We start from the raw sequence: 24,373 nt of genomic DNA, 5'->3' as shown, positions 1-24,373 counted from the left end.
ACTGCAAGGGCACGGGGAAGTTCCGGTCGCCATCCGGGAAGGCGTACCGCAACTGTCGACGCTGCGGTGGCCGAGGGCGTCGGCGTCGCCTGTTTGCCGGGTCGGAATGACGGCCTGGTTGCAAGCCTCAGACCGAGGGGTTATAGTTAGGGTTATAACCCCCGACGTGAAGGGACATCCAATGGGGAAGATCAACGTGTACCTGCCCGACGAGCTGGAGCAGCAGGTGAAGGCGGCCAACATCTCTGTCTCGCCCGTGTGTCAGCAAGCGCTCCAGCAGGAGTTGCAGCGGCAGGCCAGGGCATCCGAACTGCAAGCGGGTATGTCACGGATCGAGTTCGTCGACGACGACATCCCGAAGGCATTCACGGGTACGCAGATCGCAATGGACCTCGACCACGACACCGATGTGTTCCTGACCAAGAACGGGCGCATTGCGGTGCTCGACCACGGGCGTTCGAAGATGTTTGTCTACGACGAGTTCAGTGACTTCGCAAAAGACTGCACCGACAACGACGAGTTGGTGCAGTCCGTTGCGAACGCCTTGGGCAATAACCACTTTGTCGAGTTGGACATCTGATGGCGATCAGCGATGAGGACTGGCAGCGCATCAACGCAGTGAAGCGTGAGGCGATGCTGCGCAACCAGGAGGAACGTCGGCTGGTGCTGGAGAGGGCGAGCAAGCCCACTGCCGCGCAGGTCAGGCGCAAGCAGGAGGAGGAACGCCTTCTACAGTCGCGGCTGCGGAGGCTGCGTGACGAAAAGGTCAAGCCGATCGATCTGGACAACCTGGGGTAGGTCCTGACCAATCCAGCGGCTCAGCGGCCGTCTGGTCCGCGACCGACATCTTGCCGGGCACTAACGAGTGCGCCGCAGTGCCGGATGTCGGTCGCGTCGTAACTCGGTGGATGTGGACGCTGTGGCAGCCAACTGGCCGTTCGGATAGCTCGGAAGCCGTGCGAACTCTCGCCACAGGTGCCTACGGTTCGACCATGCCGAAAGCAACTGTGCACCTCCGCCAAACCCGCAAGAACCGGGGTCTGAAAGTGGCCGAACTGGCAACCCTCGTCGGAGCGAAGGCGCACCACCTCCGCAACGTCGAATGTCAAGCCGGCGGCCTCTCGATCGAGCTGGCCAACCGGATCGCGTCTGTCTTGGATGTGCCAGCAGCCTCGTTTCTCGAACTCCCCGAAGGGGTCACAGCGGAGGACCTGCCGCAACTGGTGAATCCCATACACCCGGTGGATGAGGTCGACAAGCCCACAGTTGAGCGGTTGGCGTTCAACTCCCACCAAGCCGCCGAAACCCTCGGAGTTTCACCCAGGGCAGTCCTAGCTTTGATCAAGAACGGTGAACTAGCACACCGCAAGATCGGCCGGTCTTACATCATTCCCCGCTCAGAGATCGAGCGACTGCTGGACAGCTGCGAAAGGAAGGCCGTCTGACTCCCCGCAGCGATGCCGGGGTCATCGTCAACGCTCACGCCAGGCGAGTGGCGAGAGGTGAACTGCTGCCTCGGCCACTCGCCTGGCTGTGTTAGTCGTGAGACCTTTCAGCGCACTATCGATCCACCCCTGCACCCGCTGTACACCAACTTCGCGGTATTCGACGGCTTGCAGCAGCATTTCGAGCTTGTCGGCGTCCCGGGCGCATCGGGCCTCGATCGTTTCCTTCGCCTCATACTCGGCGACCGCTGACCGAACTGACCCGCCGGCCGCCGTCGGTAGGTCCGCAGTCTGATCCACGGTGATCTGCTCGGGATCGGGCTTGGTCAGGTAGGGCTTCACGGTGTGCGGCAGGTCGCCGGTCCGGGTTTCCTGCGAGTCGTGCCAGATCGCCAGGTACGCGGCACGTGCTGGGTCGGCGCCTTCCTCGGCGGCCAGTAGGCTGGCCAACTGCGCGGCGCGCAGCGAGTGCTCCGCAACCGATCGGGGTCCCGCACACCGACCTGCCACCACCCGGCGCGGCGGATCCGCTTCAGAATGCCCAGCTCGTACGCGAAGGCGGCGATGGCGTTGGCGTCGGACACCTGTTCTCCTAGCGGTCGGCGATACGTAAGGCGTAGTGCAGCCCGGCGAACTGGTCGCGCTCGACGCGGGCGAGGCCGTTACTGGACAGTCCGGCCTCCACGGCCTGCGCGAGCGGTGCACGGAGGTGGGGCCAGTCGGTCAGCAGCGACGGCCGCGAGGCTATCAAGGCGCACAGCGTGTGGAGGTTGAGTGCCAGATGCGGCGACGCGGGGTCGACCCGCTGGGTCAGGTGCTGAACAAGGTTGACACCACCCCAGGAGCCGGGATCGGTGTCGAGCATGAACTGGTCGTCGACCTGATCGTCGCGAAGTTCGCCGATCCAGTAGGCCCAGTAGTTTAGGTTCGCTGCCTCGGGTCGGGGGTGGTCCGACAGGCGGGCGGTGAAGCCGTCGAGAACGTCGCGTTCGCCGAGGGTGGCGAGCGCAACCGACGCTGAACGGGCTTCTAGCAGCCGAGGTACGTCGTTGTCGGCGACACGGCGTTGGCTGGCGCGTCGCCATTCACTGCGCAGCCATTCACGGGTGTCGGCGCTTCCGTCGAACCCGAGGAGGTACACGGCTTGACGCCGGAGAAGCGCAGACTCGGGTGTCGTGCTTTGCTCGGTGAGGGTGAGCATGTGCTCGAAGAACCTGGCTTGCTCGTCGGAGTAGAGCACGGGGCGGGTCGCGACCGGGCCCCGGCGACGACCTGTCGACGCGAGGGAACGCAGCTGGGCAGGCATCGCGCCCGTGATAGGCCAGGTGATCAGGTTGGTGAGGGACCGGCGGTGCACGTTCGCGGCCAGCGGATGCTGATGCGGGGCAATCCACCGGTTGCTGGCGTCAACCGCAGCGGCGAGCACTAGGTCCGCCTCGATCGCCTCATTCAGGTGCCATCCGACAGCCGCGGGTGCACCGAGACGGGTGAGGGTGGCGCGGAGACGGACGAAGTCGCCTATCTGCATCGCGGCAAGCGGACGCCGCCCAGACTCCCAACCCTGAACCGTCGTGGTGTCCACTCCCGCAGCCTCAGCCAACTGCTCCTGGGTCACCCCAGCGGATTGGCGGCCAAGCTTGAGCACAAACCCCGCGATGATCCCGAGGCAGCGTGAACCCTGACTGCCAGTCGGTGTTCGCGGTGCCTTGCCCATCGGTGCCGCCCCGCCCATCGCCGTTGAGGTCCGCCGCAACTCGTACTGCTGGTCCGTTCTGTCGAAACCGGCGCGATTCTAACGTGTTCCCATGCAATTACGGCGAGTGATCGAACGGTGGAAGGCAGGGGCAAAGCACCACCACACGGCACAGCGCGTAATCGTCGTGATGAACCAGGCGAACGGCTGGCCGAAGGTCTACCGACGATGAGCGCCTGGTTGTTCATCGCCCGCCCCCTTCCCGGCACAGTCGGCGAAACCCGGCGGGTGGCGCACCTGTTTCCCGAGCCCACGACCCCAGACACCATCACCGCCTACTGCGGTGCCGCATTCGGCCCGCACCAACTCGAACTACTCGACACCGTGGGCGGCATGCCCTGCGAAGCCTGCCTCGCTCGATCCCCACGCCCCTAAACGCCCGGTCGGCGACGGCCGCCCCGACCCATCGTCGCCGACCGGGTCCTCATATCGGTCACAAAAGATGAAGGAGAGCCATGCCCACCGCTATAAACCAGGCCCGGCCCAGCCACTCACTGATCAACGCGGAACTGTTCGATCGCCTTGTCGACCGGATCGTGCGCGACGAAGACATGACTCGACCGCTCGCTACCCGCGTCATGGATCAGGCACTCGCATTCCTCGCGGCATGCGCCAGGGACCACGGCGAACCCCTAGCGCCCAGCCCACTCGTTGACATCGGGTGGCACACGTTCCTGCTCCACACCCGTGCCTACGCCCTGTTCTGCCAGGATGTCGCGGGCCGGTTCCTGCATCACGAACCAACCGAACCGGCCACTCTTGACCGTGGCGAGATCAGCGAGACGCGGCGGCGGACCCTGGCAGCCATCGAGGCCGCCGGCTACAGCGTGGACCTCGACCTGTGGCCCGGCGTCCATGCCGAGTGCAAGCAGGACTGCCACCAGTGCCACCAGGGATGCTCGGACAGCCCGAAGAAGAAGTGACGCCCTGTCTGCCATGACCGATCTAGCCGTCGCGTGGGACACCTACTCCCGCACCAAGCCATCGAGACGGACTACCAACGCCGCCGGCAACACCACGTGGTTCAACTGGACCCAGCACCCCGATTACGGGCCAGGGGAAGAACTCCTCGCGCCACAACCGGGGGCACGCATCCTCGAACTCGGGTGCGGCAAAGGCGGCAACATCGCCCATCTCGCAGCTTGTGGTGTCCACGCGACGGGCATCGATATCTCCCCCGCTCAACTCGACGCGGCCCGGGAACGGTGGAGGCAGGTGCCAGCCCTAACACTGCTGGAAGCGGACGCGCTGGAGTTTCTGCGCCGCGGGCAGCAGCAGTTTGACGCGATCTACTCCGTTTTTGGGGCCATGTGGTTTGTCGATCCCAGGATTCTACTTCCCGCCATACGCGACCGGCTCACCCCCGGAGGCCGGCTGGTGTTCTCGCACCGGCCACCCATCGAGGGCTGCTACGGATGCCAGTCGGGGCTGATCCAGCGTGGCGACGGGCAGGAACCTTTCGTCATTCGCCGCTGGGACTACACCGCGGACGCCTGGATCGACCTCCTCGCCGATAACGGGTTCGTCGATGCCGCGGCGCACGTCGTCCCAAGCCCCGGCGGCCAGCAGCAGACGGCGGGCACCTTACTAGCCCAAGCACGCAATGCTCAATGAGTAGTCACACGGACACAATTAGTCACTACAGCTTTCGTGTGATCACGTGAGACGGCGACCAATACCCGCTGGTCAGAGCCCAGAATTCGGCTGCCATTTGATCAGGCATCAAGTGGTGGGACGCTGAAGCTTCGTGATCAACCACGAAGTAGTGCAAGCTGTGGGGTTGTGGAGCTGATCCCGGAACACGTACATCGCGCCCTCTCATACGTTCGACTGATGAACGACCAGGGGCACGAACCGAGGCGAACTGAGGTTGACCAGTTCGCGACAACAAGCCCGCCGCGGCCCGCCGTGTACGGATATCAGGGGTTTAGCGTGCCTGGTGTAGCCGCACTGATCCGACACACGCCGGTTTTGGACGCCGACCTCGTTGTCGGCTACCTCGAAAAGATGCTCTGGGTGGAGCAGTCGGATGATTTCCGGATACGGATCACGCCACTCGGCAGGAAGCTCCTGCGGGCTGTTGAGGCTGAACGTCCCGAAGATCTTCCTGAACCAACGGTTGCCGACGTGGTGTTGGAGCCAACCGATCCACTTGCGTGGGTCAACCTCACTGGGGTCGTAGCGCGGGCTGGGGCCGGCCTGCTCGTTGACGGTTACTTCAAGGTCGAGTCGATCCAATGGCTCCTGAGCGCGACAACGATGCGTCGAGTCCTCGTTTCGTCTCGACATCGGACGGCCAAGGGCGACTTGGCTGCCATGTCGATAGCTCTCGCGACGATTCCAAACGCTAACGAGCTCGAGATCCGGCACACCGCGAACCCAGAAATGCATGACCGGTGCGTCATATCACCCGATGGTCAAGTTCAGCTGCTTGGCTCGTCTATCAACGGCGTTGGCAAACATCTGACGACCGTGATCGCCCCCGAGGAGAAGGTGATGAACATCTATCGCAAACGCTACGAGCAGCTTTGGGGCGAAGCAGAGCTAGTCACACCTCAACATCCGCTATCTGAAGATTGAAGGCGTACCAGATGGACCTTAGAGTCGGCCACGAATACGCCGCCGATCGCGCACCTGTCCGCCGACGTAAGACGATCAAGGATGTCGGCATCATGCCGGCCGGGCCCGCACATGCGGTGCCTGCGGGGACAACGCGCTCGCTCTGTGGCCGAGACATGAGGATGGTTACCGATACCAACACGTGGCCGCCGGGCATCGGCCAGCGATGTCCGGAGTGCTCCAACGCAACCACAGACAGTTTAACCCGCTGATCGACAATCAGATGACCGCTACGTCATGCCTGTTCAGGAGAGGTTCGGTGCCGAGGCGGTGCCCGAACGCGCAGCGCAACGACCGCGATGTCTCGACCACGACGAGCGCGACCCGCCGGTGAGCCCCGCCCAAGCGGGGTACCGGCGGGTCGCCAACGTTCGTCCGCTACTCGTCGGTGTCCTCCCACCACACCTCTCGGCCTTGCCAACGACGCAAGCCAGCGGACGTTTCGAGAGAAACGGGAACCTTCCATTCCTCGGTGAACTTGTCCGCCCACTCGGACACCGGTGTCACCAGGCGGTTGCAGCCGATGCGGTGAAAGGTGAGCGCGCACAGACGATCGGCGGCCATGAAGACGGCGTGTGTCCACCAGGGCTCGCGTCGCACGACGAGCACGCCCCGCCACTCACCGTCCCCGCCCGTCGCCGTGGCAAGGATTTCGTAGTGCATCTTGGTCTCCCGGAACTCGTCCCCGCCCGGGTGGGCAGGGCATCTTCCGGACGACTTCGGTCATCACAGGGCCCTTCTACGCGTCTACGAGCTGCGCCATCTCAGCCCGGTGCTTGTCGCCGGCCAACAGCTTTCGAGCACGCACGAGGTGGTCGGCCGCAGCTAGCTCCCGGTCGTAGGTGTCCCCGGTCTCGGTGCCGTAGTTGTCAGCGAACCACTCGGTGACCTCAACCCACGAGTAGAACGCCGGCTTCCCTGGCAGCGACGGGCCGGGGAAGCTGCCGGGGCCACGTTTCCCGGCCGCCAGCAGCCGCACGGACTCGTGGCTTCGACCTGTCCGGTTGGCGATGTCCTGCAACGTCGCCAGGTCGTCCGATTGGACCCCAGCGACCTTGACACCGGCCTTTTCGACGAGGTGGATCGCGGCGATGATCGCGGCGGCGAGGGTCGCGGCGTCCTGCGCAACATGCACGACATTGCCCAGCGGGCCACCCTCGGGTACGTAATCGCCTTCACCGAGCTCGAACAGGGTCTCGGCGTGCGGGTCTTCGCTGGCGTCCCGGTCAACGACCAGCGCGAATTCATACTGCATGGTGACCTCCTTGTGGTCGTGTCTCGGGTTCAGTTGTGGTCGCGGTGCTTGGCGACGAAACGCCTGATGACCTTGGCGCCGTTCTCGGGGTTTCTTCCCGTGGAGAACACCTGAACGTGCTGCCCGCAGCTGCTACAGATGATCCACGCGTAGGTGTGTCCGCTCTTGGGTTCGACCTTGAAGCCCAGGTCCGTGGCCTCGTCGATGGCCTTGCGGATCTCTTTGTGGAGGGGCTTCCCTGTCATGTCATGTACCCTACCAGCAGTGTTGGACAATTCCAACATATACAGCAAGGGAAACTCAGGACAGCCCGCGCCTTACCCCCAGGGCAAAAAAGCCCCCGCCCGAGTCCCGCCTATACCGGCGAGTCGAGCGGGCGTCGCTGCGACCGGAGCGGCTACCTACGCGCCTGGTCCAGCTTCACCAGCTGCTTCGCGAGGGGTGCCCGCGCTGGTTCGGAGCTGGACCTCTTCCCGCATGTGTTCCAGCACGTCCCGGCCTTCCTCGAGCCATTCAACAACGTTGCGGGGCCGTGGTGGCGTGGTCATGATCAGCACTCCTTTGACGAACGAGTCGGGCGGGGCTTCCCCCTTCACCCGACCCCATCAGTAGAACATACGTTCGATGGGTGGGCTAGGTGGTTGAGTCTGTTCGTCACCCTCGTGAGTGCCCTCAGAAGGGTGGGACACGACCACTGACGAGTGTTGCCCTTCGCTTCAACGAGAGCGACCGCTGGTGTTCCAGTAAGACAGCACCCGTGCGGCGAGTAACAACTACCCCGGAACTCTCAGAGGCTGGCGACCGGCTCGTCGCAGCCTTTGGTGACTTCATCACCAGCTTGGTCGACTACCTGGAAAAACCGACAAACCCGCCAACATCGGCCGATGTGACGGCAGCTTCTCCGGCCGCTGCGTTCCCGGCCGACGCCAGCAACAAATGGCTGACGGCGCTTGAGGCGGCGAAACATGCGCGGCGCAACCACATCACCGTTCTGAAAGCACTGGGGTCGGGAGAATTGCACGGACACCAAAACCGGCGTGGTGGCCGGTGGCAGGTCAAGCGGAATGCCGTGGATGCGTGGATCGAGCACAGCGACGGCGCGAAAGCCTGCGGCTGCCGAGACATCACTGACCGACGACACCGCAGTGACAACAGTCCGAATCGACGCGCTTAGGACACCGGTGACCGGAAAGCAGAGGCGCCAACAGTCGCACCTCGTCGATGTTCCTATCGCTGTCAGGGTTGCCGGCGAGCAGTTCGCGATCGCCTTGTTTCGCCTCGTTCAAGAGGTTGTGCCCGCTTCCATCGGCGCTGCGGAGGGCAAATCGGCCACGGATACAGAAGCCACGCGAGCCCACGAAAGCAGTGGAGCATCGAAGCCGCAGCAGGAAGGCTACGCGCAAAAGACTGCCCAGGCCTCTGCGGCTGATGACCGGCTTGCCTACCGCATCCCCGAGGCGGCGCGTCTCCTGGGTGTCCAGGAGTGGACCGTTCGCCGCATGATCACGGAGGGGGAGATCACGGCTCGTAAGGCTGGCAAGTACATTGTGGTCTCCCGAAGCGAGATCATCCGCTGGCTCGAAGGTGCTTGATCAGCGTTGGCTTCAAGCTGGATACTATTTCAGTCACCCGATGTGCTCGGCCGTAACACGCGAGGCCGCTTGGGGGATGGGTCGTACATGAGCGAAGACCAGATGCCCATCACCTACTACATCGACAATCAGGAGAAGTGGACCGAGACCCATCCCGGCGGCTACTACCCAACAGCCGGCACGGGCCTCATCTGGAGCAACGGGCAGCGTTACCGAGTCGCCGACGTGTGGTTCGGCATGGAGAAGAATGCAGCCATGACAATGGGCGTCCACGTCTTCTTGACCTCAGTACCCGACGACGAAGACCGACCGGCCGAGCTGTATCCCGACTACTACCGGGCATAAAAGATAGTTGATCGACGATGGCGTGGACCTTTCCCCTGCTGTGCGCGGGTGGCTGCGTCAGATCGCTCGATCACATGCTGGAGCACGAAAAAGGGGCCCCCGGCTCTCTCCGAAAGTGGAAAGAGCCGGGGGCTCGACGCTGCAACTTGTTGTGGGTGCCGATATTGTCGCTGAGCCGCGCATCCCTCAACAGTCGCTCGACATCACCGCAACGCCCACGTGATTTCGCGAGTGATCTTTTCCGCGATCTCGTCCGCATCGCTCCTGGCGTGGACGTTGTTCACCACCGACACGCCACCTGACCCGCCAACGCGACCCGACTGGAACGCCTCATTCAACGCCGTCAACGTCTCGGTCAACCCCGGCGGCAACACCATCTCCGGTCTCCCAGTGGTGTTCAGGCCGGGGTTGTGCAGCATGTAGCCGCCCTGGTCGTACCAGTTGAACGCCCGCTCGTGCGCGGCGGCACCGATCGGATCCCCGTAACGGGACTGGATGTACCGGCCACCCGCTAGGGCCTGCAACGCCGGATCCGAGGTCTTGGGAACCCCGTAGCCGCCCCACGTCGAGTTCAGAAACTGGAACATTCCATAGGCTGTGCTCGTCGGGTTCTGGGCCACGTTGTTGTAGCTGGACTCCCGCATCAACAGGTAGTCGGTGGCGTTGACCTGTTCCGGTGAGGTCCATCCGAACTGGCGCCAGGTATTGAGCACGATGTCCCGGTTCGAGCCCCGAGCCGCGGACACGGAGACGTTGCCGAACGCGGCGGCTGCGGCGGGTGCGACATACGCCGGCAGACCGGGCGGATGCGGAAACGCCATGGCGTCCAGAGTGTTCACCGCCGACTGGTAAGCGGTGCCAGCACCCGACAGGAAGTAGTTCACGTTCTCCGACTCGTACAACCCGCCGCGTGCGAACCCCGGCAGCGAAGCCCCATCCCCACCCTTCGGGAACCGCTTCGTGCGCACCGCCTCCATGAAACCGACCCCGTAGTGGTCCACCGCGTCAGCGGGTTGCACGAACTCCTGGTCCGATAGCCACGCGAGGTTCGCATCTTCCCGGGGGCCACCGACACCTCGGAAGAGACCGCCGGTCGCGAACGCGTGAGCCACGTTCTGGGAGACAGGCCCGATCCGTCCACCGAACTTGTCGTTGTAAACCCGGTTCAGGTCGTCAAAGTTGGCCTGGGCAACCGCGGTGACCGAGTACCTGAAGTCCTTCGGGATCAGGTTTTCCTTCTCCAGGAACGCCTGGGCCTGCTGCGTCGACCAACCAAACGCGGCAGCCGTATCGTCGATGAGCTTCTTGTACTGCTCCTGGACAGGGCCTCCCTGATCCTTGATCGCGCCCCACAACGCCACCAAGGCACCCAGGTTTTGGCGCCCCGCAGCAGTATTCACATCCATCGAGGTAGACGACGCGTTGTAGGCGGTCGTCAACTGATCCTGCGCGCCCCGCAACTGCCACGACGCCTGAGTTTGGGACCACTGCGCATCCCGCACCCCCAATTGGGCCTGCTGCAACGACCAGGCCGCGTCCTTGACGCCCTGGTGGGCGTTCCGCAACGCGATGTCGGCTTGCTGCAAACCCCAGTTCGCCTCAGTGACCTGCTGCTGCGCCGCCGTCACCGCGTCGGCGGCCGAGGTGACCTGGTCATTCGCCTCCGCTAACGCCTTCTTCGCGCCGATGACCGACGACGAACCTTCCACCCCAGCAGCGTCCGCGTCCGCGACCTGCTTCTGAAGCTTCGTGTTCTGGTTCTGGGCGTCGTTGAGCTGGTTCTGCGCGGCCAGCAGATCCAGGGCGACCTTGATCCGCTCTTCGTTCGCCGCCGTCACCTGCTCCTGCGAAACCGCCTCAGCATTCGCCAGGGTGATGCCCTTACCTGCGGCGTTCTGCTGCGCATCAAACAAGCCCAGCTGCGCCTGTCCCACCGACACCACCTGGTCGGCCATTTGCAGGTGCAGGTCCTTCAAGTCCTGGATCGCCTGTTCCCGGGCCCGGTTCAAATCGAGTTGGGCCGTGCGGGCCTCGTCCTGGGCTTGTGTGTACGACCGCTCCGCCGACGTGACACCCGCCAACGCGTCCCGATACGACCGCTGCGCCTGCGTCACCGAATGCTGCGCGTTCGCCACCGCCTCATTCGCCGACGTAACACCCCGCTGGGCCTGCTCCACCGAATGCTGGGCGTTCACCACCCCCTGCGCGGATTGGGCCGCCGAATGCTGCGCCGACGCCACCGACTGCATAGCCTGCGCCGCCTGCTGATTCGCCTGCGACAACCGATCACTGATCGACGCCTGCGCATTCGCCACCGCCAACTGCTTCCCCAACGCATCCGCATTCGACACGAACGCCGCAGTCGCGCTGGCTGTCGCAGCCGCAACCCCAGACGCAGCCGTAGCCTCCGCCTGCTGCGCCTGCGTCGAATCACGGAAAAGACCAGTCTTATTCACAATTGCCGCTTTCTCCGCGGCAGCCTGCAAACCAACCTCACCGCCCTGCTGGATGTACTTCTCCAGCACGGCGTTGATCTCATCCATGGCCTGCTTATTGCCCAACACGGCATCGGTCACCCGCGGCAACGCGATCCCGAACTGCTGGGCATAGTCGAGCACAGACTTACCCGAGCCACCCGACGCCTTCTGCGCCAAATCCCGCGCCACCGAGGCCCGCACATTCGCGTCAATCGCCCCCTGAGACGCACGCAACGCAGACACGTAATCGTTGGTGACCTGAGTATTCGCGGCCTTGGCCTGCGCCTCTTGCTGCTCCTGCTGCCCCAGAACCATCAACGCCGCACTAACCCCAGAAACAGCCAACGTCGTGGGGTTGAACAGGGCCGGGCCAATTTCCCCAGCGACACCTTTGATCTTCGACCCGAAGGTGTCCCCCTCCCGATACGCGCTCTTGATCTTGCCGCCGATACCGTCGAACGACGCCCCGACATTCACCCCGAACCGTTGCGCCAACAACGCGGTCGCGGTGAGGGAACCACCGAACTGTGTGACCGGGGCCGGCAACGCAGCAGCGACCGACGCCACACCACGAAGCACTGACAACGCACCTGACGCGCCGCTGCCCACACCCTGGAAAAAGTTGTAGACCGACGACCCGTTCTGGGTCAGCGTGAGAAGGGTTTGTTCACCCTCCTGCAACACGGTGCGGAACGCTTGCAATGTCGGGTTTCCGTTGTTCGCGAGGTTCGCGAACAGGGAACCAGCGAAACCCTCGAAATCCTGGATGATGTGCCCGCTGGTGGTGAGGATCTGCTGAGACCCCTGCGCACCTGTCGACACTGTGGTGAAGAAGTCAGTGACACCAGCACCGGCCGAGCCCGCCGCCGAACGGATCCCCAGCAATGCTGGAGTCGAGGTCGCGGATGCCTGCACGAGCCCTGGCATCGCCCGTACAGCGAAGTCATCCACCGCGCCCGTCAAGATCCCGACTGCGGGCGCGGAGTTCGCGAACGCACTACTGATCTGCGGTGACAACTGCGTCAGCGTGCCCCGGATCTGACCAGCCGACTCCACAAACGGTCCTGCGAGAGGCTGCGCCCACGACGCAGCCTCCTCCTTGACACTCGCCCCGAGACCACGCCACGAATCCGCGACCTGCCGGTTCTCCTTCAACGCCACCGCACCGGCAGCAACGAACGCGGTAGGCACAGCCGCCAACGCGGCGGTAGTCGCAACGCCCGCCGTAGCTGCGGCGGCAGGCATGCCAGCGAACATGGCCGCGAACACGGTCGCAGAACCGCGAGCGGCGCTGTTCGCCGCCGACTTAGCGCGGTTCGATTCCTTCTCCGCAGAGTCGGCGACATCCTTGAACGCCTGCTTCGCGGGAGCGGAGTCCACATCGACTGGGATGTGAAGCTTGGCCTGCTCCTGCGTCGACTTCGCCAACGCCTCAACCGAGGCCCGGAACTTCGCCGCTTCCGCAACATCCGCGGGGATCTGCTGCTTCACCTGCGACTGAAGCTTCGTAACCTCAGCCACAAGCTGCGCCCGGTACTGCGCCGTCTCCGGAGTGACAGGGATCTTCAACGCATCCGTCGAGATAGACCGGATCGACGCCTGAACCTGCTTGCGCCACGCTGCATCGATCGGATTGTCCGCACGGGTCGAAATGTCGACCGGAGCGGACTTCTTTACCTTCTCCCGAACCGGTGCGACCGGATCCTTGCCGCTGGTCTCGACCTTCGCCCTGATCGTGACATCACCACGACGCTCAAGGTTCGACTTGATCCGGTCATAGTCAGCGGCGGTCTGGTCGTCCAGGTTGACGACCACATAGGCCTTGCCGATCTCCACACCCTCGGGCATATCGGCTCCTTTCAGTAGATGGTCCACGCGGCCGAAGATCCTGTGACATCACGTGATACGGGCTCGAAAACCTGCTGGTCAGGACCATTAGAAATAGGGGCATTTGATGAGGCATCACATGCTTCCGGGCGGTTCTCCAGGAGGCCTCGAAGCACTTTCGGCCTCCATGAGGTCACGCCCGACACGTGGTGATTGGTCGTGGTTCAGTCCGCCGGGACGTAGCTTGAAAAAGACCCCACCGTTTTCGGTGGGGTCTTACGGGGCATGAGAAAGCCGCGACCGGTTGGCACGGTCGCGGCTACAGGTCTTCAGTTATGGCAACCAGGATGGCACCGATACGGCACCGAACATGCCGCGAGCAGCGGAAACAACCCTTCCGTCGGATACCAAATCAGACGGTGGACGGGGAAGTCATCTTCCGCTGCGGCGATATGTTGTCCTCTCACACGCTGCCACGGATGAGCTCGGCCTCATCCCGAGCCACACGAGCCCGAGCCTCATCGATAAGGCGAGCCAACTCTTCCGGGTCCACACGACCACGGGGACGAGCCAACTCCTCCGCCAGCGTCAACTGACGCTCACCCCGAGCCCTCCGAATCAAGTTCATCAGGGGCAGCAGACCCGCAGTCACTTCCGGCGAAACAGGAACCAGCTCGGGGCTGAGACGGTCGATGACGTGATCCAGCCAGTTCATGACGCCTCCGAACGCACAAGCTCAAGATGACGAGCAGCGGCCTGCCTCGCCCGGAACCGGCCACTGTGGTCAATGCCCGCAGCATCCAGACCAGCTTCGAGGGCGGCGATCACAACCGCCGCCTGCTTCTCACTGATCGCGGCCAAGCGGCTATCAATGTTGAGCTTCGCGATACCCGTCAGCACAGTCGTGAGCTGACTGACCGCCGTGTTGTACAAGACCACCTCGCTCTTGATCTGCTCGCTGGTCATGCCCCGGTAGCCAACAGTGGTCAACTCACCGATCTTGTCCTTAAGTAGCTGTTTCCAGGCCAGCACTTCGCCGGCCAGTTTCGCCAGCTCCGACAGCGGATCATTCACGGGAGCGTGCACGGTCTTCGCCCACAACTGTCGGGCCTGCTGCTCCAGCATATTGCGCGCTGCGGCAGCCTTCACTTGACGGGCCGCGCCACCGTGCGAGCGGCACACCTGCGCCCCGGCAATCGCGCTCTTACGGCACTGCTGGCCGGTGCTTCTCACGGTCGCGGTGCACTGCATGCGGCCACCTCCTTCACAGGTCACCTCGGGGATCCGACCTTGATGGGTCGATGACCCAAGAACTGGCGCTAGGTGTAGTTGTCCGGCGCATTGATGTCCGTCATGCCGGGTTGCTCGGTGGGATGAGAGCGACAACCTGATCAGGGTTGATCAGCCAGCCGTCGTTGCTCCGGATCAGACTCTTGCCGAGTTTGATCAGCGGCATGCTCATCCCGTCCCAGAGAGCGATGTCCCCGGTCGGCAGTAGAACGGTCCAGTACTTGTCGTCGGCCGTGACAGTTGCGCGTGTGCTCATGTGCTTCCTCGCTGAGAGTGCGGTGGTTTGGTGTCGGACTTGGTTCAGGAGCGCTTAGGCGGTTTGGTACCGGATTCCCGTAAGTACTGCTCGATCTGGAACCGCACCGGGCCGCGGCGCATCATGTCGGCAATTAAGTCGCCCGCCGAGTCGTAGCCCTGGGTTTTCCGGGTGCCGTCTGCGTCCATGCCGGCGTCGGCGCGGGCTTTCCTGAGCCGATGGGCCGCGTCGGCTTCGTTCATCTCGCGGCGTTCGGCGGCGGCGAGTTCCCGCTTCGTTGCGAGGTACTCGGAGTGTGCAGCGCTGTAGTCGGCGTGGTCGCCGCGTTTCGCGGCGTTGATGAAGCGGGTCTCAAGTTCGGCGGCGTCGTTGCGCAACTCGGCCGCAGTGGGCGCGGTTTGCGGGTCGGCGTGACGCACGGACTGTTGTTGCTGCCATTCGCGTTCGGCGGCGGTGATCTCGCGGCGGATCCGGTCGGCGCGGGATAGGTGTCCGGCGTTCGCGGCTTTTTGCATCTCGGAGTACATGTCTTCGATGTGGCTGGGGTTCATGGCGTATTCCTTTTCGGTCAGACCCCGACTGGGTCGACGGTGGGTTCGAGGAGGTCGTCGATCTCGCAGCCGAGGGCATCGACGAGGCGGGTCAGCGTTTTGAGCGAGGGATTGGCGTGGCCAGTTTCGAGTGAAACGATCATCGGGGCTCCGCGCCCGATGAGGAGGGCCAGCTCCTCTTGCTGGAGACCGGCCGCCAGTCGCAGGGCGCGGAGCGATGGACCCGAAAATTCGCGGTCTCTGTACATGAGTCTCCTTCGACGGTCTGCGCGATGAGGGGATTTGGTGGTGTTCCGCGTCCGTCTTGGACCGGAACGAGAAAGGCCCGGAAAGATTCCGGGCCCTGATTCTGGTGACGGCACCAATTCCAGATACCGCTTTTCATGAATCATAGCATTTTTTGGTGATGGACAACATCAGGCAGCCCACATCCCCGCCGAAGGTTCGAGAAGGTGTCAAGCGCCGATCAGTTGTTCCCGATCGTCAACTGAACGCCCTGCATCGCCTCATCGGGAAGGATCACCTGCGTGCCTCGATGTGACACGGTCACCGAGTACGAGGCAAGGCCCTCGGGAACCTGGCCGACCGTGAAAGGAATGTCGCATTGGAAGTTGGATCGGGGGTTCCGATTTTCAGGCTGCCGGTTGCGACAATATGGCCCTGCGGATCCGCGACCGTCACGGCCGTGCCTGGGGCGAGGTCGCTGTAGCCTCCGATGCCGTAGCAGGTCCCGCCGTAGCCGGGCTGTTCGATGCCGCGTCCATCCGCGTTGAGCGTGATGGTCCCCTTCAACGTGAACACCACGGGTGCGCTGGGAGCGGGCTGTTCCCCGCTTCCGCGGATGGCGAGCAAGGTCCCGATGAAGGCTGCGAGGATTAGCGCGCCTGCCAGGGGGATGACCCAGGGCCATCGCGGTCTTCGTGGCTTTGGCGCGGGCGGCAAGTGATACGACGGCTGACGCACGACGTGCAAGTCGCTTCGGGTGCGCGTTGTGTCACTCGTAGTGGCGCGGTCACGATGCCGCGCTGACCGGTTGCGCGGTCGCGCAGCGGTCGCAGGCCGCCTGTCGAGTGGGGGTCGCTGAGCCGTCGCCCCAATCGATCATGACGCGCACGACTCGCTTCGCGGTCCGGTTGCAGCCGGCGTAGCGAAGTTGGCAACGATGATCCGCCGCGGCGAGCACAAGTTCGTGGACCTTGGCGTCGGTAAGCGGCGGCTTCGGACGGGCGCTCATCGAGCCCCCTTCAACCGGGCCTCGCGGATACCACGAGCGCACTCGGGGCCGATGCCGCGCAGTTTCGAGTCCGGATCGGTCAGGGCCTTGCCGCACCACCCGCAATGGCCGGTGAGCTTGCCGTAGTTCTCCCGATACCACGGCCCAAGTTCGTCGTCGGTCAAGTACTCCAAGTAGTACTGAAACGGGAGGTACTCGCGCTCGTTGGCGAGGACAGCATCGAAGCGGGGCCAGTCGATGCCATCCATCGGCTTGGCGGCGGGGGTGAGTTTGCCGCGCTTCGTGACGCGCACCAGGTAGTGGCCGACGAGTTCGCAAAACCTGGGGTCCTCTACGTCGTAGCCCGAATACTCGTCGTGGATCGGGATGGCCCAGTAGCCATGGGGGAGGTTGGTCATCGGACACTCGCTCCGTCGACTGCGGCGAGCCGAAGCCTTGGGGCGGTGGCGTAGCGCCCTATCTGCGTGCAGTCGGGCTTGTGGAGGACACACGTGCCGACGCTGTATTCGTCATCCATAACCGCAGCGGGTTCTCCTCCGCATTCGGTGCAGGCTGGCGTGAGCCGAACGGATTCGAGGATGTCGGCAAGGTCTTCGGCTAGGAGGACGATCCCGTGACGAGACTGCGCGGTCTGGTGTTCCGACATGGTCTTGCGCCTTTCTCTCGCGAGGGGGTCGCGAGTGTTCGTGTTCGGTTCCGGGGCGTGCTCGGCGAGTCAGTGTGTTGTTGCTAGAAGGGCGGCTCGTCGGCGAATCCGCCGCCGCTGCTGGCTGGCTTGCCGCCCCACGGGTCGTCTGTGGCCGTGGTGTTGCCTCCACTGCTGCGGCTGACCTTGTTGACCTTGGCGGTGGCGTAACGCAGCGACGGACCGATCTCGTCCACGGTCAGTTCGTAGCTGGTCAGCTTCTCGCCGTCTTTCTCGTAGCTGCGTTGCTGGAGGCGGCCGGTGACGATGACGCGGGTCCCCTTTGTGAGGCTTTCGGCGACGTTCTCAGCGGCAGACTTCCAAACGTTGCATCGGAGGAAGAGCGGTTCCCCGTCTTTCCACTCCCCTGTCGCCTTGTCGAAAGCGCGAGGAGTCGAAGCGACCGTGAAGTTTGCGACCGCCACCCCGCTTGGGGTGAAGCGGAGTTCAGGATCGGCGGTCAGGTTGCCGACCACGGTGATGACGGTGTCTCCGGCCATGTTGTCGTTCTCCTTGTTGGGTAGTCGGCTGCGGGTGCTGCCGAGGTAGGGGGCGGGTTTTCCCGCGAGTTGGATGTGGCTGTGGTGGTGCCGGATGACGAGTCCAGCGTCACGTTCAGGACTCCGGGGTATCGCGGAGGATGCGGACGGTCGCGCTTGGGAAGTGCTTGCTTACAAGCGCTTTGAGGAGGACCTGATGGCCATGCCAGATGACGAGGCATTCGGGCTTGTCGAATGTCCCCCACTCACCGTCTTCTTCGGCCATGCACCAAGCGACGACGGTCGCGGTGTCGGTGTAGGTCTTGCGGTCTTTCCCTTCCCAGGTGAACGTCACGATCCAACCGGGTTGAGCGGTTGTCATCGCCTTAATAGTGGACATCGTTCCCCCTCGTGGGTTGGTCGTGGGCGACCAAGGTTGGTCACCCTTGGTCGTCTGTTTTCGCAGGTCAGAGCTGGGTTGGTCGGGTTGGTCGGGTTGGTCGGGGGGTGTCTCGGATCCCCTCCGAAGCGCTTTTCCCTATACACACAGAACAAAATTTATTTAGTTGTAGTAAGTAAATACTCTTTCTTATATAGAGAGTGACTGTGTGTAGTCGCGATCCCGGGTCCGACACAGGGGGGGCGACCAACCCGACCAAGGCGACCAAGCGCAGGTCAAATGGGTTGGTCCCCGACCAAGGTTTGGTCGTTTCAGGCCGCATTCTCCAACGCCCTCCTCCCCGCTAGTGACAGTGCGTACTTGTTTCCGTTCGGGGTTTCGTGACGCACGATCGCGGGCGGTTGCGTGTTCAGCAGCCATTCGATGGCTTCGGGGAACAGCTCGCGCAGATTTCCGCGACGGCTGATGCCCGCCCGGAGGGTGCCGTGTGACATCGGCTCCGTACTGGCATTCAGCATTTCGAGGATGCGGGTCCGCACGCGACGTAGCCGTTCGGGGCGACTGTCGGCAGCGGCACGCACAGCGGCGATACGACTACCTTCCTTCGCCACCGCTTCCATCGCGGTCTCCTCGGCAGCCTCGATCAAGGCATCACGCACCTTGTTGGATTCGCCGAGCAGGTACTTCGCGTGTTCCCAGTCCTCGCTGTTGATCCGCAGCCTGCCATTCATCCACGCCAGGGTCGCGCCGATCTTCAGCAACATGACGGGCCGCTGTGAGTCGTGCTCATTGATCTGCACGTCGCCGCGGTTTATGCGCAGCTTGTTGTCCAGCAGCTCGCGGTAGATGTCGTCCACAACCGTGATCCGCAGGTCGTCGATGATCGGTTTGCCCTCGACCGTCAAGTCGATGGTGGGCGGGTCAAACAAGGCACCCCTGTAGAGGTGGGCGTTCGGGTCGATCGTGGGATCGGTCGCGGATGCCCAGAGGAACCGTTGCGCGGTGCCTGTGGTGGTGTCAGTGATGAGGTCCCCGACGATCCCGGTCTGCAACCCGATGATCAAGCCGCCGTTATAGGTGCCGGCCTCCAGATTGCGATTCCGCTCCGCCGATGCGTTCGTGGTGCCAATGTCTGTGCCCGACCAGAAGTCGCGGATGATGCCGCCGAGTTTGCTGTTCTCGCGATTCAGGTCGGCGTAGAAGTTCGCGCCCTCGCCGACGATGAACAACGCGTTCGTTTTGGTGCGTGTCCGGATGCGGCGGCTGACCTCGTTCCCGCGGGCGTCGACCTCACTGGTCTCGACCTCGCCGTAGAAGCTCTCCAACATCCCTTCTCCGGTGGCGAGGGTGAGTGGTGCCGGTCCGCGGATTAGGTCGCGAGCGACCCGCTCAGAGCTTGTTTTGCCGGATCCTGATGGGCCGCAGATCGCGGCGAACAGACCGGGCGTGACGTTGGCTGCCATGCCGGAGTCGATCGTGATACCGCCGGGGATGGACGCTGACACGATGACGAGGGTGGCCAGCAGCACCGCGTCAGCGGACGCGATGCGGCTGTGGGCGTGTTCCCGCACCGTGCCAAGGACCGGGTTCATCCTGAAAAGGTCCCTGCTGTAGTTCGGCAGGCGCGGGGCCTCGTTATCGTCGGTCACGCCGCGCCTTTCATACCGTACTTGCGCCAGCTGTTTTCGACTTGCTCTCGGATCTGGAGCGGCGAAAGCGCAGGCTTGTCAAACCGGTTGCGCAGGTTGGTCACCTGGTTGGCGCGATACCGAACCACCTCTTCGAGTGCCGTGTTTGCCTCGGTAAGTCGGACGAGTTCGTTGGTGTCGAGTAGTTCGTGAAGCACGTCCCCGAAGCGGTCGATCTGCCGAAGGAGCCGGAATGCGTGCGCGTCGACACGTAGGAGCCGTAGCTCTCCAACAGGAACATTGATCTCCTCGGTCATGCAGCACCCGCCTCGGGTTCGGCGAAGCCCTGTCGGCGGTACCAGGCCAGGCCTTCCGGGGTCGCGCGCCAGATCTTCCAATGGCTTCCACGGTGTTTGCGGGTCTCGCCAGAGTCGACGACATACCCGAACTTGATCAACTCGACGCGGCGGGGCCTCACGCTGCTAGCCAACAGGCGCAGACGCATGCTCAGCTCGAAATCGGTGGCGCCGCCGCACTCGCAGATCAACGCAAGCACGCGTGCCCGTTGCGAACCCGTGCGAGGCTCAACTCGGCTCGCGGCCTTTGCGGAAGTGTCTGCCGGATTCCGGGAAACCATTCCTTCCCGGTTCCCGGACACCGCCTCGTCGTGGGCGTCCGCGACCCGCTTCGTCAACTCTTGATATCGGTCCAACTCGGCAAGGGCAGCGTCGATAGCCATACCGGCGGGGACACGCGCCGCTTTGGCTTCACTCAGCCAATACCGGACCATGTGAAGACTTCCGAATGGGGCAGGAATTTCGTTATCTGTCATTTCTGATCTCCGAATGCGATAAGAGAGGGGAGATCACACGGAGTGCACATTGTTCTCAATCAGTCGGGGGTTATGCCGTCACCGCGCTTTTCCTTGAACGAGGCTGAGGGTCGCGCGGCGCTTGCTCGTGTGGGGCCGGGCGGTACGGATAACCCGCAAAGGGGTCCGTTCGGCGACCGCGTCTAGCCACGGCCGGACAAGATCCTTGATGGTGAAGCCGTGCTGCTTCGCCAACCTGTCCAGTTCTTCAGGGCGGGCACGGCCGACCATGGACACAAGCACGTCGAGAGGGTGGTGTCCCTGGCTCACAGCCAAATCCACCAGGTCCGTCAGGTTTTCCCCGCGGTCTGCCGCGTCGAGAAGTGTTGTCGTGCTCATCACATGCCCTCCACTTCGGGCGCAGTGGGAGCAACCAGCATCCGGTTCGGTGCTTCGCCGTCGTGGCTAGCGGGATCCGCGACCTGCAAAGCGAACGCAACATCCCGAACAGTGGCGCTGGGCGCGATGTACACGCAGCCGCCAATGACTTCCGCCGCGATGTCGGGTGGCAACGGGTGGATCGGGGAATCCGCCTCGTCATTGAAGAAGATGCGGGCGATTCCGTTGTCACGTGCGGCGATCCGCATCAGCGTGCCGATCACATCGCCAACGGAGCCATGGTCGAAGGTCCACGCCTCACCGACGAGGGTTTGCGCCCTGTCGGGGCGGGGTGGGACAATCGAGCTGGACACTGAGGGTCCTCCTTGGTTATCCGACGACCCGTTCCGGTCCAGCCGCCAAGCGTGCCGGGGCGGGTTGTCTGTCTTCTGGGTCTGTTCGTTCCGCTCATGCAGCCCCCTTTGGCTGCTACAAGGGGTCGTCCGAGCCACCGGGCGGCCCGTCGTCATATTTGGGAAGCCCCGCGTCATGCCGCTGGCTTTTCGGGCTCCGCATCGTCCACCAGGCCAAGAAATCGCAGGATATCGGCGGTTGCGACTCGGTACGAGGAACCCAGTCGGAGCACCGGGACGGGAAACTCTCCCGCCCGTGCCAATTCGTAGCTTTTCGTGCGACCGAGGCGACACGCACGACCAGCAGTAACGAGGTCGGTCATGGCTGGCAGCGCCATGATCTCCGCCCTACTCATCCCACTTTGGGTCTTCACGACTCAGACTCCTGTCGTTTGGGGTCATGTCGAAACAGTACAGTTCGGGTTGTTGCGTGTCAAACAGTCCGTGTATTGTTCCGCTGTGACCCAAAATGATGAGGAATGGCCCAAACGGTTCGCGAGGGTTGTGGCCGGCGAGGTGAAGCGGCATCGCAAGCTGCGGAAGATGAGCGCCCAACGCCTTTCCGATGCCACGGCGGAACTAGGCTCGCCGATCCCCCGTACTGTGCTGTCGAACTTTGAGAACGGACGACGACCCACGATCAGCCTCGCTGAGTTGCTGGTGATCGCCCGCGCCCTGGAGGTGCCTCCGGTCCTATTGCTGAGTCCGTTGGGACGCACGGATAAATTCGAGGTTCTGCCCGGGATCCGCATGGATCCGTGGCTAGCCCTGAAGTGGTTCGCCGGCGAGGAAGAGCCCCCCACGATTCCTGAAGGGCCAGAGGAGTGGCACGGTGTAGCACCAGATCGGGACGGCACTCGAACCGTCGCTCTATTCCGTGACCATGAACGTTGGTCCAATCGTCTGGTCGACGCACGCGCACAGCTCTGGTCAGCCCAACAGGAAAGGGCTGGTTTCGAAAAGTCAGGCGCGACCGCAGATCCGAACGCGCAAGCAGGCCATGAGCTGGCCGTGACCCTGACTCAGGACCTGGTAGTGGACAACGAACGTTCGCTGCGCCGTGTACGGGAAGAGATGCGTGCCAATGACTTGGTTCCGCCGATGCTGTGGCCACAGCTTGCCTACTTGGAAGGTGATCGTCATGAGCAAGAATGACCAAGGCGTCGAAGTCGACAGACGAACGCTGAAGCTCGCCCCGAAAGACTCAGGGCTCTACAAACGCTGTGGCTGCACCAAGGTCGGCGCGGACGGTCGCCGTCGTGAGTTGGGGATGCGTTGCCCGAAGCTGGTCAAGCTCCAGTTCGACGCGGCCGGCCAGTTGAAGGTGGACGACGAGGGCCGCGCCCTGTGGGAATGGGACGGCAAGCACGGCTTGTGGGCGTACCAGATCGACGTGGCCGCGCCCCGCGGTTCGGGCAAGGATCGGCAGCGGATCCGCAAGGGTGGCTTCAGGAGCAAGACCGAGGCGAAGAACGAGCGCGCCAAGATCGAGGCGAAGGGTGCCAGCGCGAAGACCCGACGCATGGGGATCACCTCGCAGACCACCAGCGACGCCTTGACCGCATGGCTGAAGACCAGGAAGGTCCGCAGGAACACGCTCGTGTCGTACACCGGGCACGTCGACAACTACTTGGTTCCGCACCTCGGGAAGATCAAGTGGCGCGAGTTGTCGGTGGATGACGTGGCCGAGATGTTCCGGGCGATCGAGGAGCAGAACGAGCGCATCCGGCAGTCGTTGGCGATCAACCCGCGAGGCAAGCGGCACCAGAACCTCACCAAGGCCGAGAAGGCGGCCGGCGTGAAGCGCGAGCTGCGGCGCGTCGCCGGACCTGCCACGCTTCAGCGGATCCGGGCGACCGGCAGGAAGGCATACAACGACGGTCTCCGGGCTGGCACCGTGAGCGGACCCAACCCCTTCTCTCTCGTTGAGCTGGAATCGGGAGCAGCGCCGAAGCCGACGTTGTGGAGCGCTGACCTTGTGGCGAAGTGGCGTCGGACTGGTGAGGTGCCGCACTCGAAAATGGTGTGGACTCCCGAGCAGACCGGCCAGTATCTGGACTTCGTCGCGGGCGAGGTCGAGACCGAACGCGAAGAGGAAGCCGTGTACGAAGCCCTCAACTTCGCGTCCTTCACCGGGCTGCGACGGGGCGAGCTGTGCGGGATGCGCTGGGACGAGGACGTGAACCTGGACGAGGGCTACGTAGACGTTCAGGTCCAGCTCGTCGTGATCGAAGGCAAGGTGGAGGAAGGACCGGTCAAGTCCGACGCTGGGAACCGTCGCGTCGCGCTCGACTCTGGGGCGGTAGCCGACTTGCGGCGGTTGCGGACACAGCAGGCCCGGAACCGGCTGGCGATCGGGACGGCATGGGTCGACTCGGGCAGGGTGTTCTGCCGGATGGACGGCAGCCACCTGAACCCGGACAGGTTGTACGACGCGCATGTGCGGATGGTGAGGAAGGCCGACCTGCCACCCGTTACGGTCCACGGGTTGCGGCGCTACTGGGTGACGACTGCGCTCGCGTCGGGTCAGCCGCTGAAGGCAGTCAGCGCGGGTGCTGGCCACGCCAACCAGAAGGTCACCGAGGAGTATGGCGCGACCGCCGATGAGATGACTCGGGCGATAACGACGACCGTCCGGGCAGCGACTCCACGCAAGGGCGCCGGACGGGCGGTGTGAGCGGAGATGGCACCGAAAAGGCACCGAACGGCCCCACGGACATGGATTGGACACGACTTGTCTAGACCTGGAAACGAAGAAAACCCCCGGATGACCAGGGGTTTTGCATCTGTGGCGGGTAGAGGATTCGAACCTCTGAAGGCAGTGCCGTCTGATTTACAGTCAGATCCCTTTGGCCGCTCGGGCAACCCGCCGTGGCTGGGTCAACCAGCCGGGACACAGCGTACCCAACGTGTCGGCGGCGGGGGCAACCGGGGG

The 24,373-nt window shown here is 63.5% G+C and carries 31 protein-coding genes, 1 tRNA gene and 1 pseudogene; 12 read left to right on the top strand and 21 right to left on the bottom strand.

Annotated features, from left to right (window positions below; all coding sequences use genetic code 11):
• The first annotated feature begins 181 nt into the window (after positions 1-181).
• The 3 genes from GKO32_RS17315 to GKO32_RS17305 all read left to right on the top strand — a co-directional run bounded on the left by GKO32_RS17315 (position 182) and on the right by GKO32_RS17305 (position 1,445).
• Positions 182-580, top strand: coding sequence for a type II toxin-antitoxin system CcdA family antitoxin (locus GKO32_RS17315; RefSeq protein ID WP_154757920.1), 399 nt, complete (start codon positions 182-184; stop codon positions 578-580).
• Complete coding sequence (locus GKO32_RS17310) at positions 580-798, top strand: hypothetical protein (protein ID WP_154757919.1); 219 nt, start codon at positions 580-582, stop codon at positions 796-798. The genes GKO32_RS17315 and GKO32_RS17310 overlap by 1 nt, the downstream gene beginning before the upstream one ends.
• Positions 799-992: 194 nt before the next feature.
• Complete coding sequence (locus GKO32_RS17305; RefSeq protein WP_166459625.1) at positions 993-1,445, top strand: helix-turn-helix domain-containing protein; 453 nt, start codon at positions 993-995, stop codon at positions 1,443-1,445.
• 27 nt (positions 1,446-1,472) lie between these two features.
• On the opposite strand, the pseudogene GKO32_RS17300 reads toward GKO32_RS17305, so the two are convergent.
• Both GKO32_RS17300 and GKO32_RS17295 read right to left on the bottom strand, forming a co-directional pair.
• Positions 1,473-2,029, bottom strand: a pseudogene (locus tag GKO32_RS17300) (HD domain-containing protein).
• 8 nt (positions 2,030-2,037) lie between these two features.
• On the bottom strand, positions 2,038-3,159 hold the full coding sequence (locus GKO32_RS17295; RefSeq protein ID WP_166459624.1) for a helix-turn-helix domain-containing protein: 1,122 nt from the start codon (positions 3,157-3,159) through the stop codon (positions 2,038-2,040).
• 207 nt (positions 3,160-3,366) lie between these two features.
• Here GKO32_RS17295 and GKO32_RS17290 point away from each other — a divergent pair, with 207 nt between their 5' ends.
• The 4 genes from GKO32_RS17290 (at position 3,367) to GKO32_RS17275 (ending at position 5,778) form a co-directional block, all read left to right on the top strand.
• Positions 3,367-3,573, top strand: coding sequence for a hypothetical protein (locus GKO32_RS17290; protein ID WP_154757916.1), 207 nt, complete (start codon positions 3,367-3,369; stop codon positions 3,571-3,573).
• Positions 3,574-3,653: 80 nt separating this feature from the next.
• Positions 3,654-4,121: a glycine-rich domain-containing protein gene (locus tag GKO32_RS17285; protein WP_154757915.1), complete on the top strand. Its 468-nt coding sequence runs from the start codon at positions 3,654-3,656 to the stop codon at positions 4,119-4,121.
• A 13-nt stretch (positions 4,122-4,134) separates the two neighbouring features.
• Positions 4,135-4,812 carry an SAM-dependent methyltransferase gene (locus GKO32_RS17280; RefSeq protein WP_154757914.1) on the top strand — a complete coding sequence of 226 codons (678 nt, stop codon included), beginning with the start codon at positions 4,135-4,137 and terminating at the stop codon, positions 4,810-4,812.
• 219 nt (positions 4,813-5,031) lie between these two features.
• The gene (locus GKO32_RS17275) at positions 5,032-5,778 is read left to right on the top strand and encodes a hypothetical protein (RefSeq protein WP_154757913.1); all 747 of its coding nucleotides are present in this window, start codon (positions 5,032-5,034) and stop codon (positions 5,776-5,778) included.
• Between the two features lie 417 nt (positions 5,779-6,195).
• Here the strand turns inward: GKO32_RS17275 and GKO32_RS17270 are convergent, their stop codons facing one another.
• The 3 genes from GKO32_RS17270 to GKO32_RS17260 all read right to left on the bottom strand — a co-directional run bounded on the left by GKO32_RS17270 (position 6,196) and on the right by GKO32_RS17260 (position 7,317).
• A complete protein-coding gene (locus GKO32_RS17270) occupies positions 6,196-6,480 on the bottom strand; it encodes a hypothetical protein (protein WP_154757912.1) in 285 nt (94 codons plus the stop codon).
• A gap of 76 nt (positions 6,481-6,556) precedes the next feature.
• Positions 6,557-7,072 carry a hypothetical protein gene (locus GKO32_RS17265; RefSeq protein ID WP_154757911.1) on the bottom strand — a complete coding sequence of 172 codons (516 nt, stop codon included), beginning with the start codon at positions 7,070-7,072 and terminating at the stop codon, positions 6,557-6,559.
• Positions 7,073-7,101: 29 nt separating this feature from the next.
• Positions 7,102-7,317 (bottom strand): hypothetical protein, encoded by a 216-nt coding sequence (locus GKO32_RS17260; protein WP_154757910.1) that lies wholly within the window; start codon positions 7,315-7,317, stop codon positions 7,102-7,104.
• A 512-nt stretch (positions 7,318-7,829) separates the two neighbouring features.
• Between GKO32_RS17260 and GKO32_RS38055 the strand changes: the two genes are divergently transcribed.
• From GKO32_RS38055 to GKO32_RS17250, 3 genes are all read left to right on the top strand, one after another.
• Positions 7,830-8,246, top strand: coding sequence for a helix-turn-helix domain-containing protein (locus tag GKO32_RS38055; protein WP_166459623.1), 417 nt, complete (start codon positions 7,830-7,832; stop codon positions 8,244-8,246).
• Positions 8,247-8,253: 7 nt separating this feature from the next.
• Complete coding sequence (locus GKO32_RS39845; RefSeq protein WP_166459622.1) at positions 8,254-8,664, top strand: helix-turn-helix domain-containing protein; 411 nt, start codon at positions 8,254-8,256, stop codon at positions 8,662-8,664.
• Positions 8,665-8,751: 87 nt separating this feature from the next.
• Positions 8,752-9,009 (top strand): hypothetical protein, encoded by a 258-nt coding sequence (locus GKO32_RS17250; RefSeq protein ID WP_154757908.1) that lies wholly within the window; start codon positions 8,752-8,754, stop codon positions 9,007-9,009.
• A gap of 203 nt (positions 9,010-9,212) precedes the next feature.
• Here GKO32_RS17250 and GKO32_RS17245 read toward each other — a convergent pair whose 3' ends face one another.
• From GKO32_RS17245 to GKO32_RS17175, 15 genes are all read right to left on the bottom strand, one after another.
• Entirely contained in the window at positions 9,213-13,334 is a 4,122-nt protein-coding gene (locus tag GKO32_RS17245; protein WP_154757907.1) for an aggregation-promoting factor C-terminal-like domain-containing protein, read from the bottom strand.
• 442 nt (positions 13,335-13,776) lie between these two features.
• Positions 13,777-14,028 carry a hypothetical protein gene (locus tag GKO32_RS17240; protein WP_154757906.1) on the bottom strand — a complete coding sequence of 84 codons (252 nt, stop codon included), beginning with the start codon at positions 14,026-14,028 and terminating at the stop codon, positions 13,777-13,779.
• Positions 14,025-14,564, bottom strand: coding sequence for a hypothetical protein (locus GKO32_RS17235; RefSeq protein WP_154757905.1), 540 nt, complete (start codon positions 14,562-14,564; stop codon positions 14,025-14,027). The genes GKO32_RS17240 and GKO32_RS17235 overlap by 4 nt, the downstream gene beginning before the upstream one ends.
• A gap of 100 nt (positions 14,565-14,664) precedes the next feature.
• Positions 14,665-14,859: a hypothetical protein gene (locus GKO32_RS17230; protein ID WP_154757904.1), complete on the bottom strand. Its 195-nt coding sequence runs from the start codon at positions 14,857-14,859 to the stop codon at positions 14,665-14,667.
• Between the two features lie 44 nt (positions 14,860-14,903).
• Positions 14,904-15,410 (bottom strand): hypothetical protein, encoded by a 507-nt coding sequence (locus GKO32_RS17225; protein WP_154757903.1) that lies wholly within the window; start codon positions 15,408-15,410, stop codon positions 14,904-14,906.
• A gap of 17 nt (positions 15,411-15,427) precedes the next feature.
• On the bottom strand, positions 15,428-15,658 hold the full coding sequence (locus GKO32_RS38050) for a helix-turn-helix domain-containing protein (protein WP_166459621.1): 231 nt from the start codon (positions 15,656-15,658) through the stop codon (positions 15,428-15,430).
• Positions 15,659-16,422: 764 nt separating this feature from the next.
• On the bottom strand, positions 16,423-16,644 hold the full coding sequence (locus GKO32_RS17215) for a hypothetical protein (RefSeq protein ID WP_154757901.1): 222 nt from the start codon (positions 16,642-16,644) through the stop codon (positions 16,423-16,425).
• On the bottom strand, positions 16,641-17,042 hold the full coding sequence (locus tag GKO32_RS17210) for a DUF6011 domain-containing protein (RefSeq protein WP_154757900.1): 402 nt from the start codon (positions 17,040-17,042) through the stop codon (positions 16,641-16,643). Before GKO32_RS17210 ends, GKO32_RS17215 begins: the two co-directional genes overlap by 4 nt.
• A gap of 331 nt (positions 17,043-17,373) precedes the next feature.
• Positions 17,374-17,829: a single-stranded DNA-binding protein gene (locus GKO32_RS17205; RefSeq protein ID WP_154757899.1), complete on the bottom strand. Its 456-nt coding sequence runs from the start codon at positions 17,827-17,829 to the stop codon at positions 17,374-17,376.
• Positions 17,830-17,944: 115 nt separating this feature from the next.
• The gene (locus GKO32_RS17200; protein WP_154757898.1) at positions 17,945-18,208 is read right to left on the bottom strand and encodes a hypothetical protein; all 264 of its coding nucleotides are present in this window, start codon (positions 18,206-18,208) and stop codon (positions 17,945-17,947) included.
• 311 nt (positions 18,209-18,519) lie between these two features.
• On the bottom strand, positions 18,520-19,737 hold the full coding sequence (locus GKO32_RS17195; RefSeq protein ID WP_154757897.1) for a hypothetical protein: 1,218 nt from the start codon (positions 19,735-19,737) through the stop codon (positions 18,520-18,522).
• 116 nt (positions 19,738-19,853) lie between these two features.
• A complete protein-coding gene (locus tag GKO32_RS17190; RefSeq protein WP_154757896.1) occupies positions 19,854-20,153 on the bottom strand; it encodes a hypothetical protein in 300 nt (99 codons plus the stop codon).
• Entirely contained in the window at positions 20,150-20,668 is a 519-nt protein-coding gene (locus GKO32_RS17185; RefSeq protein WP_154757895.1) for a hypothetical protein, read from the bottom strand. Before GKO32_RS17185 ends, GKO32_RS17190 begins: the two co-directional genes overlap by 4 nt.
• A gap of 78 nt (positions 20,669-20,746) precedes the next feature.
• Positions 20,747-21,049: a hypothetical protein gene (locus GKO32_RS17180; RefSeq protein ID WP_154757894.1), complete on the bottom strand. Its 303-nt coding sequence runs from the start codon at positions 21,047-21,049 to the stop codon at positions 20,747-20,749.
• On the bottom strand, positions 21,046-21,309 hold the full coding sequence (locus GKO32_RS17175) for a hypothetical protein (RefSeq protein ID WP_154757893.1): 264 nt from the start codon (positions 21,307-21,309) through the stop codon (positions 21,046-21,048). The genes GKO32_RS17180 and GKO32_RS17175 overlap by 4 nt, the downstream gene beginning before the upstream one ends.
• Positions 21,310-21,897: 588 nt before the next feature.
• Between GKO32_RS17175 and GKO32_RS17170 the strand changes: the two genes are divergently transcribed.
• Together GKO32_RS17170 and GKO32_RS17165 are read left to right on the top strand one after the other, a co-directional pair.
• Positions 21,898-22,593, top strand: a complete 696-nt coding sequence (locus GKO32_RS17170) for a helix-turn-helix domain-containing protein (RefSeq protein WP_166459620.1) — start codon at positions 21,898-21,900, stop codon at positions 22,591-22,593.
• Positions 22,580-24,115 (top strand): tyrosine-type recombinase/integrase, encoded by a 1,536-nt coding sequence (locus tag GKO32_RS17165; RefSeq protein ID WP_166459619.1) that lies wholly within the window; start codon positions 22,580-22,582, stop codon positions 24,113-24,115. The genes GKO32_RS17170 and GKO32_RS17165 overlap by 14 nt, the downstream gene beginning before the upstream one ends.
• A 112-nt stretch (positions 24,116-24,227) precedes the next feature.
• Here GKO32_RS17165 and GKO32_RS17160 read toward each other — a convergent pair.
• Positions 24,228-24,309, bottom strand: a tRNA-Tyr gene (locus GKO32_RS17160).
• Between the last annotated feature and the right edge of the window lie 64 nt (positions 24,310-24,373).

The sequence above is a fragment of the Amycolatopsis pithecellobii genome (genome assembly GCF_009707865.1).
GTDB lineage: Bacteria > Actinomycetota > Actinomycetes > Mycobacteriales > Pseudonocardiaceae > Amycolatopsis_E > Amycolatopsis_E pithecellobii.
The sequence above is the reverse complement of the archived record's forward strand: the minus strand, read 5'-3'. Positions and strand labels throughout refer to the sequence as shown.

Excerpts from the sequence above, each read along its gene's own strand:
- GKO32_RS17285 (WP_154757915.1), top strand. The coding sequence starts at position 3,654 with ATGCCCACCGCTATAAACCAGGCCCGGCCCAGCCACTCACTGATCAAC.
- GKO32_RS17240 (WP_154757906.1), bottom strand. The coding sequence starts at position 14,028 with ATGAACTGGCTGGATCACGTCATCGACCGTCTCAGCCCCGAGCTGGTT.
- GKO32_RS17245 (WP_154757907.1), bottom strand. The coding sequence starts at position 13,334 with ATGCCCGAGGGTGTGGAGATCGGCAAGGCCTATGTGGTCGTCAACCTG.
- GKO32_RS17165 (WP_166459619.1), top strand. The coding sequence starts at position 22,580 with ATGAGCAAGAATGACCAAGGCGTCGAAGTCGACAGACGAACGCTGAAG.
- GKO32_RS17205 (WP_154757899.1), bottom strand. The coding sequence starts at position 17,829 with ATGGCCGGAGACACCGTCATCACCGTGGTCGGCAACCTGACCGCCGAT.
- GKO32_RS17290 (WP_154757916.1), top strand. The coding sequence starts at position 3,367 with ATGAGCGCCTGGTTGTTCATCGCCCGCCCCCTTCCCGGCACAGTCGGC.
- GKO32_RS17280 (WP_154757914.1), top strand. The coding sequence starts at position 4,135 with ATGACCGATCTAGCCGTCGCGTGGGACACCTACTCCCGCACCAAGCCA.
- GKO32_RS17250 (WP_154757908.1), top strand. The coding sequence starts at position 8,752 with ATGAGCGAAGACCAGATGCCCATCACCTACTACATCGACAATCAGGAG.
- GKO32_RS17215 (WP_154757901.1), bottom strand. The coding sequence starts at position 16,644 with ATGAGCGCCCGTCCGAAGCCGCCGCTTACCGACGCCAAGGTCCACGAA.
- GKO32_RS17210 (WP_154757900.1), bottom strand. The coding sequence starts at position 17,042 with ATGACCAACCTCCCCCATGGCTACTGGGCCATCCCGATCCACGACGAG.
- GKO32_RS17295 (WP_166459624.1), bottom strand. The coding sequence starts at position 3,159 with ATGGGCAAGGCACCGCGAACACCGACTGGCAGTCAGGGTTCACGCTGC.
- GKO32_RS17315 (WP_154757920.1), top strand. The coding sequence starts at position 182 with ATGGGGAAGATCAACGTGTACCTGCCCGACGAGCTGGAGCAGCAGGTG.
- GKO32_RS17270 (WP_154757912.1), bottom strand. The coding sequence starts at position 6,480 with ATGCACTACGAAATCCTTGCCACGGCGACGGGCGGGGACGGTGAGTGG.
- GKO32_RS17230 (WP_154757904.1), bottom strand. The coding sequence starts at position 14,859 with ATGAGCACACGCGCAACTGTCACGGCCGACGACAAGTACTGGACCGTT.
- GKO32_RS17190 (WP_154757896.1), bottom strand. The coding sequence starts at position 20,153 with ATGACCGAGGAGATCAATGTTCCTGTTGGAGAGCTACGGCTCCTACGT.
- GKO32_RS17185 (WP_154757895.1), bottom strand. The coding sequence starts at position 20,668 with ATGACAGATAACGAAATTCCTGCCCCATTCGGAAGTCTTCACATGGTC.
- GKO32_RS17225 (WP_154757903.1), bottom strand. The coding sequence starts at position 15,410 with ATGAACCCCAGCCACATCGAAGACATGTACTCCGAGATGCAAAAAGCC.
- GKO32_RS17310 (WP_154757919.1), top strand. The coding sequence starts at position 580 with ATGGCGATCAGCGATGAGGACTGGCAGCGCATCAACGCAGTGAAGCGT.
- GKO32_RS17275 (WP_154757913.1), top strand. The coding sequence starts at position 5,032 with ATGAACGACCAGGGGCACGAACCGAGGCGAACTGAGGTTGACCAGTTC.
- GKO32_RS38050 (WP_166459621.1), bottom strand. The coding sequence starts at position 15,658 with ATGTACAGAGACCGCGAATTTTCGGGTCCATCGCTCCGCGCCCTGCGA.
- GKO32_RS17260 (WP_154757910.1), bottom strand. The coding sequence starts at position 7,317 with ATGACAGGGAAGCCCCTCCACAAAGAGATCCGCAAGGCCATCGACGAG.
- GKO32_RS17235 (WP_154757905.1), bottom strand. The coding sequence starts at position 14,564 with ATGCAGTGCACCGCGACCGTGAGAAGCACCGGCCAGCAGTGCCGTAAG.
- GKO32_RS17200 (WP_154757898.1), bottom strand. The coding sequence starts at position 18,208 with ATGTCCACTATTAAGGCGATGACAACCGCTCAACCCGGTTGGATCGTG.
- GKO32_RS17305 (WP_166459625.1), top strand. The coding sequence starts at position 993 with ATGCCGAAAGCAACTGTGCACCTCCGCCAAACCCGCAAGAACCGGGGT.
- GKO32_RS17265 (WP_154757911.1), bottom strand. The coding sequence starts at position 7,072 with ATGCAGTATGAATTCGCGCTGGTCGTTGACCGGGACGCCAGCGAAGAC.